This is a genomic window from Bacillus cereus, assembly GCF_002561295.1.
GTDB classification, from domain to species: domain Bacteria; phylum Bacillota; class Bacilli; order Bacillales; family Bacillaceae_G; genus Bacillus_A; species Bacillus_A cereus_S.
Window position 1 is genome coordinate 116,330 of record NZ_NTUG01000002.1, and the last position, 15,438, is coordinate 131,767.

Genomic DNA, 15,438 nt, shown 5'->3' on the forward strand with positions numbered 1-15,438 from the left:
GTATGATACAAGCAAAGCAACTTGTGAAGCGGTATGAGTTGAAAGAGAAAGTAGGTTTTTTTCGTAAAAAGAAAAGAGTGGTTGAAGCGGTGAATGGATTGGATTTAACCATTCAAAAAGGAGAGATTGTAGGATTATTAGGTGTGAATGGTGCTGGGAAGACAACAACGATAAAAATGCTAGCGACGCTTCTAGAACCAACTTCAGGTACGATTGAAATTGATGGGATGGATAGCATGAAGCAAGATTTACTTATAAAGAAAAAGATTAATATGATTGCAGGTGGAGAACGCATGTTATATTGGCGTTTAACAGGATATGAAAACCTGCAGTATTTTGGAAGTTTGTATGGATTAAAAGGAATTGAATTAGAAGAGCGTATTCAGTTTCTTCTGCAGCAAGTAGAGCTAAAAGAAGCAGCCCATACACCTGTAGAACGATATTCAAAAGGGATGAAGCAACGCCTGCAAATTGCCAGAGGCCTTATTAATGACCCGGACTATTTATTTCTTGATGAACCAACATTAGGGCTAGATGCACCTGTAGCAAAGAAGCTGAGAGAAATGGTCTATCGTTTGGCAAAGGAACAAAATAAAGGGATTTTATTAACAAGTCATTATCTTGAAGAAGTAGAGGAGCTTTGCGATCGTCTTTATATTATTGAAAAGGGGAAGTTATTGTACGAAGGAACCCCAGAGAATATTATTCAATCGATTGTTCGTGAATATCGTTTAGAAATTGTAATTCCAGAAATAAAGAGTGAAACTATAGAGCGATTTGAACATTCGTTAGGAATGAAAGAAATTCAATATGAGAAAGAATGTATGGGAGAACATATACGTTATCAATTGAAAGCATCTTTTGATATGACAGCAACGGTACTATCATTATTAACAAAATATCAAATTCGTATATTGCAGCTAGAAACACATAAAGCAAGATTAGAAGATGCAATATTACAAATTGCAAATGAGGTGAGTGCATGAATATGTTTTTGGCAGAATGGAAAAAGAGTCATCGCAATCATTTTCATAGTAAGATGGTCTATTTTTCTTTATTCATTTGGCCGGTATTACTCTTTGCAACTGCTTATTTTTCGGTAAAGCCATTCGATACATCAAGTAGTAGTCCACTTGCCAAATGGATGGATCCAACGCAGATTACCTTTTTTCTTCTTACAGGCTATATTGGATATGTTTTCTTTTGGAGCCTCGTGCAATCTGCATGGCAAATGTCATGGGAGCGTCAAAATGGCACACTTGAACTCATCTTTTTGACACCAGCATCACGCGTATGGATGATGTACTGCAGGGCCGGGGCGAATTTAATAGAAGGTGTTTGGATGTTCACGTTTTTTTCTATTCTCATTGCATTGTTTCTAAATGATAGTCCGGTGCCGCCGGTTGAAAATATGCTATTTGCCTTTCTCATTTTATGCATTTCAGCTGTTGTTTGGGGTGGTTGTTTAAATACGATTTTCTTGTTTTCACGAGATGCTAGCATTCTATTTACAATACTAGAGGAACCGATGCAGTTTTTTGCTGGTGTACGAATACCGATTGTTGTTTTACCACTATGGGGAAAAATACTAGCAGCACTCTTTCCATTAACATACGTACTTCAAATTTTTCGTTCATTATTAATGGAAGGGAAAAGTATTATAGATGTACTTCCAGAGTTAGGTTTATTAGCTGTCTTATTAATTGTTTTAGTTGGCGTATCATATGTGCTTGTTCGAAAAGCAGAAAAGCATGCGAAACGAACAGGAAATATGGTTTTATTTTAAGGGGGAAGAGAAATGGGGATATTTCAAGGGGCAGCGGCATTATGTAAAACTGATGATGGGAAATTGTTAATGGTATTGCAAGGGCGTCCAAATGTAAAAGAAGCAGAACTAAAATGGTCTGTTCCATCTGGTGGGAAATTAGAAGAGGAAACATTTGAGGAGTGTTGTATACGAGAGGTTAAAGAAGAAACGGGATATGATGTGCGTATCATTAAAAGTATGTACGAAAAGAAGGGAAATAGTAATGGATACGATGTTCACATTGTGTATTATGAGGTAGAAGTAATTGGAGGAAATAAAGAAATATATGATCCAGATGGATTGACTTATGAAGTAGATTGGAAAAGCAGTAAAGAAATAGAAGGTATTACCCTTTCTTTTCCAGAAGATAGAAAGTTATTGCAGAGATTCATAGAGTATACAGTAGGTGATGAAATGTAGGCTCTGATAAAGTGAAACTTTAATCAGTGGGGGTTTTCTTCATCCCTCACTGATTATTAGTTGAACCAATCAGACTTTTACGGGCAGTCTATCTCTCATCTATCTTCTTTGCTTTCGCTGAATTTTGAGGTGGGAGTACTACTGCTCGCAAATAGCGGGATAAATAGGAAGGGAAAGAAAAAGATGATATACGAATTGCAGAAAGATCAGTTTATAAATTGTAAACATCTTCTAAATAAGGAAAGACATATTGAAGTGCCAGCGATCATTGAAGGGAATAATTCCGGCCGTATATTTGTTGATAATGTAAGTGAACCACGGTCTGCTTTAGTTTGGCTAGGAAATTTAGACGGTTTTGTATTTATTGGTGATGCAAATCATACAATGTTTAACCTTGAAATAAAAAAGGTTTTAACGGAACAAATTGCACAAGAAGCAGCCCGCTTGGACTTGAAGTGGTTTGAAGGCTTTGGTTACCAAGTAGGATGGGATAATGCAATTAGAGAAATATTGTGTGAACAATCATACGAGGAATCCAATCAAAAAGTATACAAATTATATGAAAGTACGTATAAAACATATAATGAACCAGCGATTGATGCGACATATACAGTATTAAAAGTAACGAAGGAAAATATTGTGATATACTCTCTGCTCGAACAATCATTTTTCGTTTCACAAATTACATCATTTTGGGATTCGGTGGAATCATTTTTTGAAAAAGGAATTGGGCATGTGATTTTGCATGAGAATCAAGTGGTGAGTCTTTGTTTTTCAGGATTTGTAAGTGGGAATACACATACGGCAAATATTGAGACTATTCCGGAACATAGAGGGAAGAATCTTGCCAAGAAAGTCGCGCATGCTTTTGTTCAAGAATGTTTTAAACAAGGGTATGAGCCCTATTGGGACTGTATGGAAGTGAATAAACCTTCCATTGCTATCGCAGAGAGCTTAGGGTTTACAAACATTTTTGATTACACTGTATATGAGTATCAATTTTAATTTGACTTAAGAAAATAAAAATATACTATCATTTACAGCGACTTGAATAGAACAACTAAAAAGCTAGCATATGTATCATTTATGCTAGCTTTTTGGTTGCTTTTGTAAAAGCCCATCCCATTCTTCTAAAGAAAGTTTCTCTGTAATATGCTTTAATTCATCTGAAACATGAACGAAGCTGATAAACTCAATACTATTATCATCCGGATCTTTAAAATAGACGGAAGCATTGCCTTGGTTAGGGCGAACGAAAGGTTCGGTGGTTGTTCGATTACCAAATGGAACTGGCTCAATATTTCGATCTTTCAGCCACTGAATAGATGTATGAAGAAAATCGAAATCCACTTGAAATGCGATATGGCGAAGAGAAGGATGATACGGCGTTTTATATTCTTCTCCTTCCCAAAGTCCGAGCCAACTTTGCTCTTCTACGATCCAAAAGAAGGCAGTATCTTCATATCGTTTAAATAGTTTTAGGCCTAATGATTCATAGAATGGTATGGATGTTTCTAAATTGTGAACGGGTAGATGCGCTTCGTATAATCCTTTAATCATAAATATTCCTCCTTGTATGTTCTTGTGCTTTTATTTTAATCTATATATTTCTATATAAAATCGGTAAAAAGGATGGCATTTTTTCATACTTTTGTATGAAAAAAACAGCTCATTCTAAATGAGCTGTTCAAAGAGTCTAGAAATAAATTCATATTTTTGTGTCGTTATTTGACGAATAATCGCCGATAAAATTTCATTTATCATATTTATAATCATCTAGCTATATGACATTTCACATCATAGAGTGATTGTTTACTATTTACATGCCTCAACGTCAATGCCGGCAGCGATTAGTTTCTTTTCGCCTTCTTGTTCAATTATTTTTTGTAATTTGGATAGGAATGAATCAAAGTCTGTATGTTTAGCAACCTGGAATGTCATTTTATGTTCGATTGGAAGCCATGTATCGATGTCAGCTTCGTTATGCTGAATTTTAACTTCTAATTTATCAAGAGCGTTTGCCACTTTCGCTTCATATGTTTCTTTTGCTTCAAATTCCATCCATAAATCATACAGTTCATTCCCAAGAGGACCTTCTAATGTATGTTTAATATTTAAAATCGCTTTTTGTTCATTTTCTTGTTTTTGCAATTGTAATTGTTCGCTGTTCATTGTGTCAAAAGCAGGAATATCTCCAGCTTCTGCCTCTACAAGATCATGGATAATGACCATTTTTAAAAGTTTTTCCATATTTACTTTCTCATCTAAATAAGGTTGAACTAATACAGCCATAAGTGACATGCGCCACGTATGTTCGGCAACACTTTCTTGACGACCGTTTGAAAGCCAGCTATGTCTCATTTCATATTTTAGCTTTTCAGCTAATCCAATTACTTTTAAAATATTATGTTCCATGTAAATCCCCCTCACATTGCCATACAACAATCTTAATATAAAAATAGAATGTGTCAATTGCAGAAAGACATGAAAGTCTAAACTGAAATTTCATGAACAAACATTGATAAACAGTTATTATCTCAAACTTTGTAGGTACTTTCTTGTCGTAGTAAAGGGCATGAAACTCTAAACTATTTGTATCAGAACCTTAATGTTTCAGAGCCTTACCGCCTGCGAATAGCGAGGTAATATTAATTATAATATTTATATATTGACATTAAAAAGTTTTCAGCTTTCTACTTTTGAAAAAAATATTTTTATAAAAAAATATTTTTTTGACCCCCATAAAATTTTTATTTCCTTCGAATATATATTAGTAAGGAAAACAAATGGAAGAAAAATCATTATGAAAAAAGATTATTAAAAGGCACTATGGCAACTATGATGGTATGCAGCTCATTTCTGACGGGAACAGCAGCGTATGCGGTAAAAATAACGGAAACAACATCTAGATCAAGTGGAAAGTCCGATAGCAAAAGCTGAAATTACCAAAAATATAGAGAAGAGTTTTTCAAAAGTTGTAGCTAAAATAGAGAAAGAGCAAGAAAAGCAAGCGGACGTTATTGCAAAAGAAAACAAGAAAGCAGATCACAATACAGAAGTAACTCCAAAACAACTAGCACATTCAACATATAAACCGGCTGTTTCTCATGAGAGGCATGAGCAATTAAACCCAAAGGGTCAAACAGAAAAGAATGATCATCAAGAAGGCAAGCCTAAAGAAAAGTAGTAAGAAAATGTGATTAAATGGTCACTTCTTTAGTGACCATTTTGTTATTTGAAGCAAAAGGAGGGAGGGGGATTACTAGTGTTGAGTTTAGTGATGAAGATTATAAAAAAACCGAAAATAGAAGATGTCATATTTAACATACAAAACAACGGGGGAGATAGGGAAGATTTTATCGAACAGTATCAGCCGTTTATTAGAAAATCAATCTCGTCTGTCTGCCGCCGGTATATTACGGAGCGGGATGATGAATATAGTATTGGATTGTTTGCGTTTAATCAAGCAATCGAACAGTATTCATATAAAAAAGGAAAATCTTTTCTAGCGTTTGCTGAGCTTCTTATAAAAAGAGATGTAATTGACTATATACGCAAGGAGTCTAAGCATAATCTCGTCTTTTTAAAAGAAGACCAGCAAGAGGAAATGATAGAAATGCAGGTATCGCTTACGGAGTATATGAAAGAGATGGAAAACAGTAACCGTAAGGAGGAAATTCTTCATTTTCAAATTGTGCTAACTGAATTTAAAATCACATTTTCAGAGCTTGCTAAGGAATCTCCAAAGCATCGTGATACGCGTGAGCACCTAATAGAAATTGTAAAAATGATTATAAAAGAAGAGGAAATGATGGAAGAGCTGTTCCGAAAGAAAAAGTTACCGCTCAAACATATTGAACCGCGTGTTCGGGTAAGTCGTAAAACGTTGGAGCGGCATAGAAAATACATTATTGCAATGTGTATTATCTTTGCAAACAACTATACATATATTCTTGATTATATAAGAGGGGGGAACCAGGATGAATAAAGGGATTGTGATGGATATAAAAAAACATAACGTAGTTGTTTTAACTTCAGGTGGAGAGTTTATTACGTTTAAAAGAAAATCGCACGCTTATATGATTGGAGAGGAAATCTCGTTTAACAAACAGGAACAAAGAGTGCCGCATTTTTCAATCTCTTCTTTCTTAAAGCCGGCATCATTACTTGTTGCTTGTTTTCTATGTGTGTTCCTGTTTTTCTACAACCAACCGGAAGAAAAAGCACTCGCTTATGTTTCAATTGATATTAATCCAAGTTTAGAGGCGAGTGTAACAAAGGATCTTCGTGTTATAGATTTGCGAGCTTGTAATGATGATGGAAAGCACATTTTAAAAGAAATGAAACGATGGGAAAATGAACCTTTGCAAGACGTAATACGCACCATTGTCAAGCAAAGTCAAGAAGATGAATACTTAACGAATGACAAGCAAGTTATGTTAACAGCTGTTACAAGGGACAAGTCGCTAGAACCACAGTTGGAAAAGGCTATGCAAGAATTAAAGAAAGAGTATGAGACAAAGCATGTTACAGTCGTATATCAAAGTAGTACGATGAAAGTGCGAGAGAATGCCAAGAAAGCAGGAGTCGGCACAGGTGTCTATATAAAGCAGGAGAATGAAAAGAAGAAATCTCTTACTCCTCCTGCATCGCCGTCTAATCAGGAGGAACACCCTCAGGAGATACATTTGCAACCAAAGTCATCTCCCGATGCATCATCGAATTTGTCTCCTGTAAAAGAAGAAAGATATGAGAAGCAAGAGCAAATAGAACAAAAGAAATCCGAGGAACAGCAACCTCAGCAATCAAAAGGAAATAATGGACATCAGCAAGAAAACAACGGTAAAGAGTATCAACAAGAAAACAAAGAGTCTCAGCAAGACAACAATGGAAAAGGGTATCAACAAGAAAATAAAGAGTCTCAGCAAGACAACAATGGAAAAGGGTATCAACATGAAAATAGAGAGTCTCAGCAAGACAATAACGGAAGAGGGTATCAACAAGAAAATAAAGAGTCTCAGCAAGGCGACAACGGAAAAGGGTATCAACAAGAAAGTAAAGAGTCTCGGCAAGACAATAACGATAAGGGGTATCAACAAGAAAATAAAGGAAATATAAACGAAAACAACGGACATAAAAAAGAAGACAAAAATGTTTCTGCCACACAACATCAGGGGAAAGAAAAGAAAAATCTATAGAATATTGAAGAAGAGGGTTCGTTCCATATTAGGATTGAAATCATTTCGTACAGCAACCTTGATTTTGAGAGGTATCGAAGCCATGCATATGATGAAAAAAGGGCAGTTTCACCAAATTGTGAAATCTGCCCAAAACGAGGTTGAAGTCATTCATAAGTTATTTGGATTAGTCGTTTGATTTCAAAGTTAACAGGAAATTACTGTTCTATATTCCTATTAAGCTATTTTCACACCAGAACCCTAGAAGGTGTATCAATTGAAATAGTTTGCGTTGTACCTAGATTGAACTACTCCCACCTATTTGTTGTTGCTATCACACCTTCACGAAAATGGAGGAGGGAGTCTTCTAGTCTTCTGTGGGAAAATGATAAAAAGAAAAGGAGTATGTAAAAAAATAATGGAGAAAAAAATTCAACAAGAGAAAGATAACTCAAAACCCGTTTTTTATGATCCTAAAGGAAGAAGAAAAATAGCTTTCAGTTGGTTTCTATGTATCTCAATAGTTAGTATAAGTATTGTATTTTATTTTTTCTTTCGAAGTATTTTTTCAACACCAGAAATTCCAAATATGAATCCTTCTGTAAAGCAAGATACTAAACTTGTACCTATTAATCAAAAACTTAGTGACCAGCAGTTAAAGAAGGAAGAATTCAAATCTCCTAATACCGAAATGAATAATAATAAAAATTTAGGGAATTCAACAGGAAAGGGAGAACAACATAAAGAAGTTTATGGTTTTTATGTAAACTGGGATGAAAATAGTACTGCTTCTTTAAAAGAAAATATTGATTCATTAACCATGTTAGTACCAGAATGGTATCATTTAAATGAAAACTTAACAATTAGGAGTGAGATTAAACCTGAGATTGTACAGTTAGCAAAAAAGCATGACGTGAAAATTATGCCTTTACTGACTAACTTTACTCAAAAAGCTTCTGGGCCTGATAGCGCACTTATTCATAAGTTATTAAATGCTCCAGATCATGTACAGACAAAATTTATTAATGATTTAGTCAAGCGAGTTGAAGAGAATCAATTTGCGGGTATTAATATTGACTTTGAGTCAATACCTGAAGGCGATAGAAATAAATTAACAGATTTTATGAAAGAACTTACTACAGTCTTTCATAAACATCATTTGCTCGTAACGCAAGATGTCCCAGCTAATGATAAAGCCTTTGATTATGGTGCATTAGCCAAACTCATAGATCGCATGATTGTAATGATGTACGATGAGCACTATGGGGCGGGGACACCAGGACCAATTGCTTCAAATAAATGGTTTGAACATACGCTCAATAAACTAGACATTCCTTCTGAGAAACTTATAGTTGCTTTCGGGAATTATGGATATGATTGGGAAGTAAAGAGCAAAAAACCTGCGAAGTCTTTAACTTTCTCAGAAGTTATGACAATGGCATATGATTCAAATATCAAAATTCAATGGGATAAGATTAGTGGAAATCCTTATTTTCGATATAAAAAAGAAGGGAAAGAACATACTGCTTGGTTCTTAGATGGTGTTACTCTTTATAATCAAGTAAAAATCGCAATGAACAACAATGCAAAAGGATTTGCATTATGGAGACTAGGAGCAGAAGATCCTACTGTATGGAAAGCTTTAAAAAATCCTATTGAGGTCCAAAAAAATCCTGATGCATTACATAAAATCGCTAGTTTAGATGAAGTGAATTATTCTGGACAAGGAGAAATTTTACAGATTGAGAATGAAAGACAAGATGGATTGAGAGATTTTAAAGTAGGGAAAGATGGTTATCTTACAGATGAAGTGTATCAATCACTACCATCTGCATATCAAGTGCAGCGCTATGGAAAACCAAAAGGAAAACAAGTAGTACTAACATTTGATGATGGACCCGATCCTAAATATACACCGGAAATTCTAGATATATTAAAAGAGAATAAAATAAAAGCTGCCTTTTTTGTACTTGGTGAAAACGCTCAACTAAATTCTAGTATTGTTAAAAGAATATACGATGAAGGTCATGAAATTGGCAATCATACTTTCAAACACCCTAACGTAGCTGATACGTCTTTACTACGAACAGAAGTAGAGTTAAATACAACTCAGCGCTTGATTCAGGAAATAACTGGACATTCTACGGTTTTATTTAGGCCACCATATGAAGCGGATGCTAATCCGGATTCATCAAATGAAATATTGCCGATTTTGCGTGCACAAAATATGAACTATACAATGGTGGCAGAAAATGTTGACCCTGAGGACTGGGCGACGCCGTCAACAAATGAATTGGTAAGGCGGGCTGTGACTCCCATTTATAAGGGGGAGGGAAATATTATTCTTCTCCATGATGCAGGAGGGAATCGTACCCATACGGTAGAGGCGCTGCCAATTATTATTAAAGACCTTAAAAAGCATGGATACAGTTTTGTGACAATTTCAGATTTAATGGATAAAGAACGAGATGAAGTTATGCCTCCCGTTTCTTCTGAGGATAAGCAATATATACTTTACAACAAAGCTGTTTTTTCTGGAACGGGATATTTTAAGCATATATTAACAACTATTTTTTATATTGCTATTGGATTAGGGATTTTTCGATTCCTATTTTTAATTTATTTTGCATTCAAACAAAAAAGAAGAACAAGATCTCGTTTATTTAGCAATTCATCTTATCAACCTTTCGTGAGTGTTGTAATAGCAGCGTATAATGAAGAGAAGGTTATAACCAAGACGATTCGCTCAATTTTGGATAGTGATTATAGAGAGTTCGAAGTTATTGTTGTTGATGACGGATCGAAAGATGGTACGTCAAAAGTAATTCAAGAAGCATTCCATAAACATCCTAAAGTTCGTTTGATTCAGAAAGAAAACGGTGGGAAATCATCCGCAATGAATTTAGGATTTCAAAAATCACGAGGAGAAATCATTGTCACTTTAGATGCGGATACTATTATTGCGCAAGATGCTATTTCTCTAATGATTAGACACTTTGAAGATCATAATGTAGCGGCAGTTTCAGGCAATGTCAAAGTAGGAAATAGACGAAATCTGTTAACTACTTGGCAACATGTTGAATACATTACAGGATTTAATTTAGAACGCAGAGCTTTTGATGATTTGAATTGTATCACGGTAGTTCCTGGAGCTATTGGGGCATGGCGTAAAAAGAATGTAGTTGAATCTGGATATTTAAGCGAAGATACACTTGCAGAAGATACGGATCTTACTATAACATTTTTACGTCAAGGGCATCGAATTGTATATGAAGAAAAAGCATATGCCTATACGGAGTCGCCTGAGGATGTGAAAAGTCTCATTAAACAGCGATATCGTTGGTCGTATGGTACACTCCAATGCCTTTGGAAACATCGAAAGGCGTTGTTTAATCCAAAGCATAAAACATTAGGGTATGTTGCATTACCTAATATGTGGGTGTTCCAGTATGTCCTGCAATTCATTGCTCCTTTAGCAGATATATTAATGATTATGGGGCTATTTGGTAGTAATCCGCTAAAAGTTTTAGGATTTTACCTTGTGTTCTTTGCAATAGATCTTATCGCTTCTCTTTTTGCATTTAAATTAGAGAAGGAGAATCCTAAACCATTAGTTTGGCTAATTTTACAACGCTTTATTTATCGTCAATTTATGACTTATGTTGTAATTAAATCTGTATTTTCATCTATTCGAGGGGTAGCAGTAGGATGGAATAAACTAAAGAGAATAGGGAGTGTTAAGCATTCCTCTGAACATAATGAGGCATCATAAGAGAGCAGACGACCTGCTCTCTTCTTTTTGTTATAGGGCCTCATCGTATCAAAAAAGAAAAAGTACCCTATAGTGTAAGAATTTTATGTAGGTTATTTTCATAATTCTAAAGAATATTGACTAATAATTCGGAAATATTATAAAATATTTTTATAATATTTTTTTATTTTTATAAAAGAGAAAAAAGAAGTTGAAATTGCAAAAATGTTGAGTGGGAGTGGAATGTAAATGTACCAACAGACAGCAATTCATGTACTAGATCTTTTGAAAAATATTACAAATGGAACAAAAAATATTCAAATGGTAGAAGAGGAATGCAGAAAAATAGAGAGAGAACTCCATGTAACGTATGAAGAATTAATGGATTTATATAATAAAATGATAACTTTTCAAAGAGATGTTGAAAAAATGGGTGGTTTATTTGCATATGAACATTCTCAAATCATGTGGTTGAAATCTGAATTAGAACTTTTATATGCTACGTATCAATTTTGTCAGCAGCACCATTTAAATATTGCAGGTACTTCAAAGGCGATTAGTAAGGAACAGTTGCAATTATTTCCGAAAACTGAAAGTCAACTGCAAAATACGTATTATAAGTTAAAGAACAAAGAGCTATTATTTGAAAACATCAAAAAGGGAAAGCCAGGGCGTAAGAAAAAGCATGAGTCAGAACAGGTTGTGAATGAGGCGGAAGTAGAAAGTGTAGTGGTGCAAGGTGAAAAGACAGAAGTCAATCTAGTTACTATATTATCAGGGATTGTGAACAATTTTGAAACAATTGGTACAGAGGGGAAAAAGCAAGAACTATATCAATTTATGGAAGGTATTTATACACTTTCAAGTATGGCAGCTGGGCATATAAAAGAAGATAATACACACGATATACAGAAAGAGCTTCAAAACTTACGTGCTGAAAACGAAAGATTGAGGAAGGAAAAAGAAGGGCTGATTGCTAGTATGGGCGAAATGACAAATCAAATGAATCAGTTTATTGAGAGTTCAGATATTGATCAAATTCGAACTTTACCATCTTTTGTGAATGTATGTAAGCAATATTTAGAGAAAAATAAACATCAGTATGGCAAAATGGATGTAAAAGAACAAATAGAACCTATGAAACAATGAGAGCTGCTTTCTATTGGTTTTTATGAAGCTGATAGAAAGTAGCTCTATTATTTTTTAGGCTAAAATCAAAAGATAAATGAAAGGAGAAAAGTTAATATGAATCAACAATTATATCCACGTGTCGGTGTTGGGGCATTTATTTTAAACGAGCAGGATGAATTGCTGCTTGTGCAGCGAAAGAAAGCACCGGAGCAAGGACACTGGAGTCTTCCTGGTGGGAAAGTAGAATGGATGGAAACAGCGGAAGATACAGTGATTAGGGAAATTGAGGAAGAGGTAGGACTAGAGATCGAACTTACATCGCTATTATGTGTGACGAATCACATTTTACCTGATGAAGAAGCGCATTGGGTATGTCCGACGTATATTGCAAAAGTAACGAATGGGATCGCAGAAAACTTGGAAAAACATGCTATTAGTAAAATTGGATGGTTTTCATTAAGGCGTCTTCCAGAACCATTAACCGTAACTCTACAAAATGCTTTGAAAGAATATAAGAAACTGAAATAAGTATATGAGAAGTTAGTAAGAGACGGGAAAGAAGAGCTGATTGCCATAGTACATCTTGGACTGTAACAACGTATGATCTAGCATTAGTGCTTGTCCCAACAGAATATGTGCGTCATGATATTAGGATCGAAGAAATTACTCGGGAATTTGGCCCGGATAAGCTAGATGCACTATGGTGTTGTAATACAAATTTCGTTCACGTTGTAACGGGTAAACGCGTGATGCACGAAACGAAGGGGGAAGAGTGATGGCGAGAGCTGAAGTGCAGGTGTCAATGGATAGGAATGAAACATTTCAGCAAGGTGTGAAAGACTGTTTGCCAACTGTACTGGGTTATTTAAGTATTGGTATAGCAGCTGGTGTAATTGAAAAAACAGCAGGGTTTTCGTTAGCAGAAATTGCGCTCATGTCTACTTTGATTTATGCCGGGTCTTCACAATTTATACTTGCTGGTATGTTTGCAGCTGGAGCACCAGCATCTGCAATTATATTCACCGTATTCTTTGTTAATTTACGTCATTTGTTAATGAGTGCTGCACTGGCACCATATTTAATGAAAGTCCCTTTCTTGAAAAATATGATTATTGGTTCACAAATTACAGATGAAACGTTTGGACTTGCAGTTCAGCAAGCATCAAAACAGCAATATTTAAGTGAGAGATGGATGCTAGGATTAAATGTGACAGCGTATGTAAACTGGATTATTGCGAATATTATTGGCGGTATTTTTGGTGAATGGATACCAAACCCTCATACATATGGTATGGATTATGCATTACCTGCTATGTTTATTGGACTATTTGTTCTACAGTTAATGAGTAGTCATCCAAAAGTAGGAATTCATCTCACTGTAGCAATTGTAGCAATTGTAATCGCATATAGCATACATTTCTTTGTTCCAGCAAGTGTAGCTGTAATTATTGCAACATTGACAGCAGCAACGATAGGGGTGGTGATTGAAAAATGGAAGTAAGGTTAGATGTGTTATTACTTTTAATTGGAGCAGGTGTAGTGACGCTAATTCCACGTCTATTACCACTCATTGTATTTAGTAAAATACAAATTCCAGAATGGGGTTTAAAATGGTTAAGTTATATACCAATCGCAATACTCGCAGCGCTTCTTGCCGAAGTATTATTTATGAATAAAACGATGCAATGGGATTATTTAATTGCGGCAATCCCGACATTCTTTGTTGCGATCTATACACGCAGTTTATTAGGGACGGTATTAACAGGCGTGATTGTGATTATTTTGTTACGTTTGTTCCTATAACAAGGATTTCGCTCATATTATATCGAAAAGTGTAATATCTTGATTTTAAAAGGGGTGGTGTTATGCTCATTTTAACAATAGGTGTTATTCTGTTAACGTTATTTATCTTCTTTATTATTGGCCTACTTACTTTTACGATGCTCGTTAATAAAGCAACTCCGCAAATATATTACACACCTTGTGATTCTATGACTATGCAATCCCATAAAAAAACGAGAGGAAAGAGAAGTTGATTTTAGGCTTTTCTTTCTCTTTTTATTTGTTTGATTTTTCTGTATAAGTAAGTTAGTTATTTAACTAACTTACAAATAGGAGGGACAAAATGGCAAAGCCGAATGTTGTAAATAAGCAACAATTGCTACGATCAGCAAAAGAGATGATTGCTGAACAAGGTATGGAAAAGCTAACGTTAAAAGCAGTTGCAGAAAGAACTCATGTTACACAAGGGACTGTATATTATCATTTTAAAACAAAAGAACAACTGTTACTTGAAGTAACGGAGTCATTTTGCAAATCATCATGGTCACAGGTTGAAACAGATTTTTCGATAGAAAAAGCGTTACATTCCGCTAAGAGTAGATGCACACAAGATTCTATGTACCATCATTTGTTTTTTCAATTAGTAGCCAGTGGATTGCAAAACGAAATGATAAAAGAGAGACTTGGTGAATTACTAAATTATGAAAATCAAGAATTACACAAGGGACTAGCGCAAGTATGGGGAGAATCATCACTGATTGAAGGGATTTCAAATGAAACTTGGAGTGTTATGTGTAATGCATTAATTGATGGTTTAGCATTGCAAGCATTATTGAATCCCGCTTTTAATATAGAAAAAATGTATGGTGGGTTGGAAATATGTATAGAAAAGGCGATGGCCTTACAGGAAGGGAAAGAAAATAGTGAAGAATAAATGGTGGGTTACTATTTTGTTTTCTGTAGGTATTTGGTTTGCAGCATCAACATTTTTTTACGTATTTGGAGCAGCTGTTTTAGTAGAAATATCCGCACCTTCATTTATAAATAGTCTGCTTCTTCTAGAAATTAGTACAGCGATATGCTTATATGCTGCAATGTGGCTGTATCGAAAAATAGATTCATCACGAAACGCTCTTATAAAACTAGGGATCTTTGGGACTGCGATAGGATTGTTGTTAGATACTTTCATTCTCTATTATTCTGCTAGTATTTTTCCAGCACTTTCATCACAGCAAATTCTATCTTTTACAATTTGGATGGTTATTGCGTATGCACTATATTTATTCATTCCTCTTTGGATGGAACGTAATCATTTTTTATTGAGATAATAGGGACAGTGCTATAGAAAAGGAGCTGATATCCAAAGTTCA

17 protein-coding genes and 2 pseudogenes are annotated in these 15,438 nt (G+C 35.0%); 17 read left to right on the forward strand and 2 right to left on the reverse strand.

Annotation, left to right across the window (positions count from 1 at the left end):
- The first annotated feature begins 2 nt into the window (after nucleotides 1–2).
- From CN373_RS01225 to CN373_RS01240, 4 genes are all read left to right on the forward strand, one after another.
- Nucleotides 3–986 (forward strand): ABC transporter ATP-binding protein, encoded by a 984-nt coding sequence (locus CN373_RS01225; RefSeq protein WP_000613618.1) that lies wholly within the window; start codon nucleotides 3–5, stop codon nucleotides 984–986.
- Nucleotides 983–1,786 (forward strand): ABC transporter permease, encoded by an 804-nt coding sequence (locus CN373_RS01230; RefSeq protein WP_001055814.1) that lies wholly within the window; start codon nucleotides 983–985, stop codon nucleotides 1,784–1,786. The genes CN373_RS01225 and CN373_RS01230 overlap by 4 nt, the downstream gene beginning before the upstream one ends.
- A 12-nt stretch (nucleotides 1,787–1,798) precedes the next feature.
- On the forward strand, nucleotides 1,799–2,227 hold the full coding sequence (locus CN373_RS01235; RefSeq protein ID WP_098358645.1) for an NUDIX hydrolase: 429 nt from the start codon (nucleotides 1,799–1,801) through the stop codon (nucleotides 2,225–2,227).
- Nucleotides 2,228–2,410: 183 nt separating this feature from the next.
- Nucleotides 2,411–3,232 carry a GNAT family N-acetyltransferase gene (locus CN373_RS01240; RefSeq protein ID WP_000638825.1) on the forward strand — a complete coding sequence of 274 codons (822 nt, stop codon included), beginning with the start codon at nucleotides 2,411–2,413 and terminating at the stop codon, nucleotides 3,230–3,232.
- 84 nt (nucleotides 3,233–3,316) lie between these two features.
- Here the strand turns inward: CN373_RS01240 and CN373_RS01245 are convergent, their stop codons facing one another.
- The gene (locus CN373_RS01245; RefSeq protein WP_000589695.1) at nucleotides 3,317–3,787 is read right to left on the reverse strand and encodes a VOC family protein; all 471 of its coding nucleotides are present in this window, start codon (nucleotides 3,785–3,787) and stop codon (nucleotides 3,317–3,319) included.
- Nucleotides 3,788–4,042: 255 nt separating this feature from the next.
- Nucleotides 4,043–4,642 carry an HD domain-containing protein gene (locus CN373_RS01250; protein WP_000400748.1) on the reverse strand — a complete coding sequence of 200 codons (600 nt, stop codon included), beginning with the start codon at nucleotides 4,640–4,642 and terminating at the stop codon, nucleotides 4,043–4,045.
- 499 nt (nucleotides 4,643–5,141) lie between these two features.
- Between CN373_RS01250 and CN373_RS01255 the strand changes: the two genes are divergently transcribed.
- The 13 genes and pseudogenes from CN373_RS01255 (at nucleotide 5,142) to CN373_RS01315 (ending at nucleotide 15,396) form a co-directional block, all read left to right on the forward strand.
- Entirely contained in the window at nucleotides 5,142–5,414 is a 273-nt protein-coding gene (locus tag CN373_RS01255; RefSeq protein WP_000445626.1) for a hypothetical protein, read from the forward strand.
- 78 nt (nucleotides 5,415–5,492) lie between these two features.
- A complete protein-coding gene (sigI, locus tag CN373_RS01260) occupies nucleotides 5,493–6,215 on the forward strand; it encodes an RNA polymerase sigma factor SigI (RefSeq protein WP_000950299.1) in 723 nt (240 codons plus the stop codon).
- A complete protein-coding gene (locus CN373_RS01265) occupies nucleotides 6,208–7,425 on the forward strand; it encodes an anti-sigma-I factor RsgI family protein (RefSeq protein WP_001032383.1) in 1,218 nt (405 codons plus the stop codon). Before sigI ends, CN373_RS01265 begins: the two co-directional genes overlap by 8 nt.
- A pseudogene (locus tag CN373_RS01270) lies at nucleotides 7,421–7,603 on the forward strand (IS6 family transposase); the annotation flags it as partial. The gene CN373_RS01265 and the pseudogene CN373_RS01270, both read left to right, overlap by 5 nt.
- Before the next feature lie 219 nt (nucleotides 7,604–7,822).
- The gene (locus CN373_RS01275) at nucleotides 7,823–11,176 is read left to right on the forward strand and encodes a glycosyltransferase (RefSeq protein WP_033664660.1); all 3,354 of its coding nucleotides are present in this window, start codon (nucleotides 7,823–7,825) and stop codon (nucleotides 11,174–11,176) included.
- Between the two features lie 228 nt (nucleotides 11,177–11,404).
- Nucleotides 11,405–12,304 carry a DNA-binding domain-containing protein gene (locus CN373_RS01280; RefSeq protein WP_000284770.1) on the forward strand — a complete coding sequence of 300 codons (900 nt, stop codon included), beginning with the start codon at nucleotides 11,405–11,407 and terminating at the stop codon, nucleotides 12,302–12,304.
- 96 nt (nucleotides 12,305–12,400) lie between these two features.
- A complete protein-coding gene (locus tag CN373_RS01285; RefSeq protein WP_001075960.1) occupies nucleotides 12,401–12,814 on the forward strand; it encodes an NUDIX hydrolase in 414 nt (137 codons plus the stop codon).
- A gap of 47 nt (nucleotides 12,815–12,861) precedes the next feature.
- A pseudogene (locus tag CN373_RS01290) lies at nucleotides 12,862–13,062 on the forward strand (TrmB family transcriptional regulator); the annotation flags it as partial.
- Nucleotides 13,062–13,787, forward strand: a complete 726-nt coding sequence (locus CN373_RS01295; protein WP_000090045.1) for an AzlC family ABC transporter permease — start codon at nucleotides 13,062–13,064, stop codon at nucleotides 13,785–13,787. The pseudogene CN373_RS01290 and the gene CN373_RS01295, both read left to right, overlap by 1 nt.
- Nucleotides 13,778–14,089, forward strand: coding sequence for an AzlD domain-containing protein (locus CN373_RS01300; RefSeq protein WP_000453814.1), 312 nt, complete (start codon nucleotides 13,778–13,780; stop codon nucleotides 14,087–14,089). The genes CN373_RS01295 and CN373_RS01300 overlap by 10 nt, the downstream gene beginning before the upstream one ends.
- Nucleotides 14,090–14,151: 62 nt before the next feature.
- Entirely contained in the window at nucleotides 14,152–14,322 is a 171-nt protein-coding gene (locus CN373_RS01305; RefSeq protein WP_000906475.1) for a DUF3951 domain-containing protein, read from the forward strand.
- Between the two features lie 89 nt (nucleotides 14,323–14,411).
- A complete protein-coding gene (locus CN373_RS01310; protein WP_098358646.1) occupies nucleotides 14,412–15,002 on the forward strand; it encodes a TetR/AcrR family transcriptional regulator in 591 nt (196 codons plus the stop codon).
- Complete coding sequence (locus CN373_RS01315; protein WP_000792520.1) at nucleotides 14,992–15,396, forward strand: DUF5367 family protein; 405 nt, start codon at nucleotides 14,992–14,994, stop codon at nucleotides 15,394–15,396. The genes CN373_RS01310 and CN373_RS01315 overlap by 11 nt, the downstream gene beginning before the upstream one ends.
- The last annotated feature ends 42 nt before the right edge of the window (nucleotides 15,397–15,438 follow it).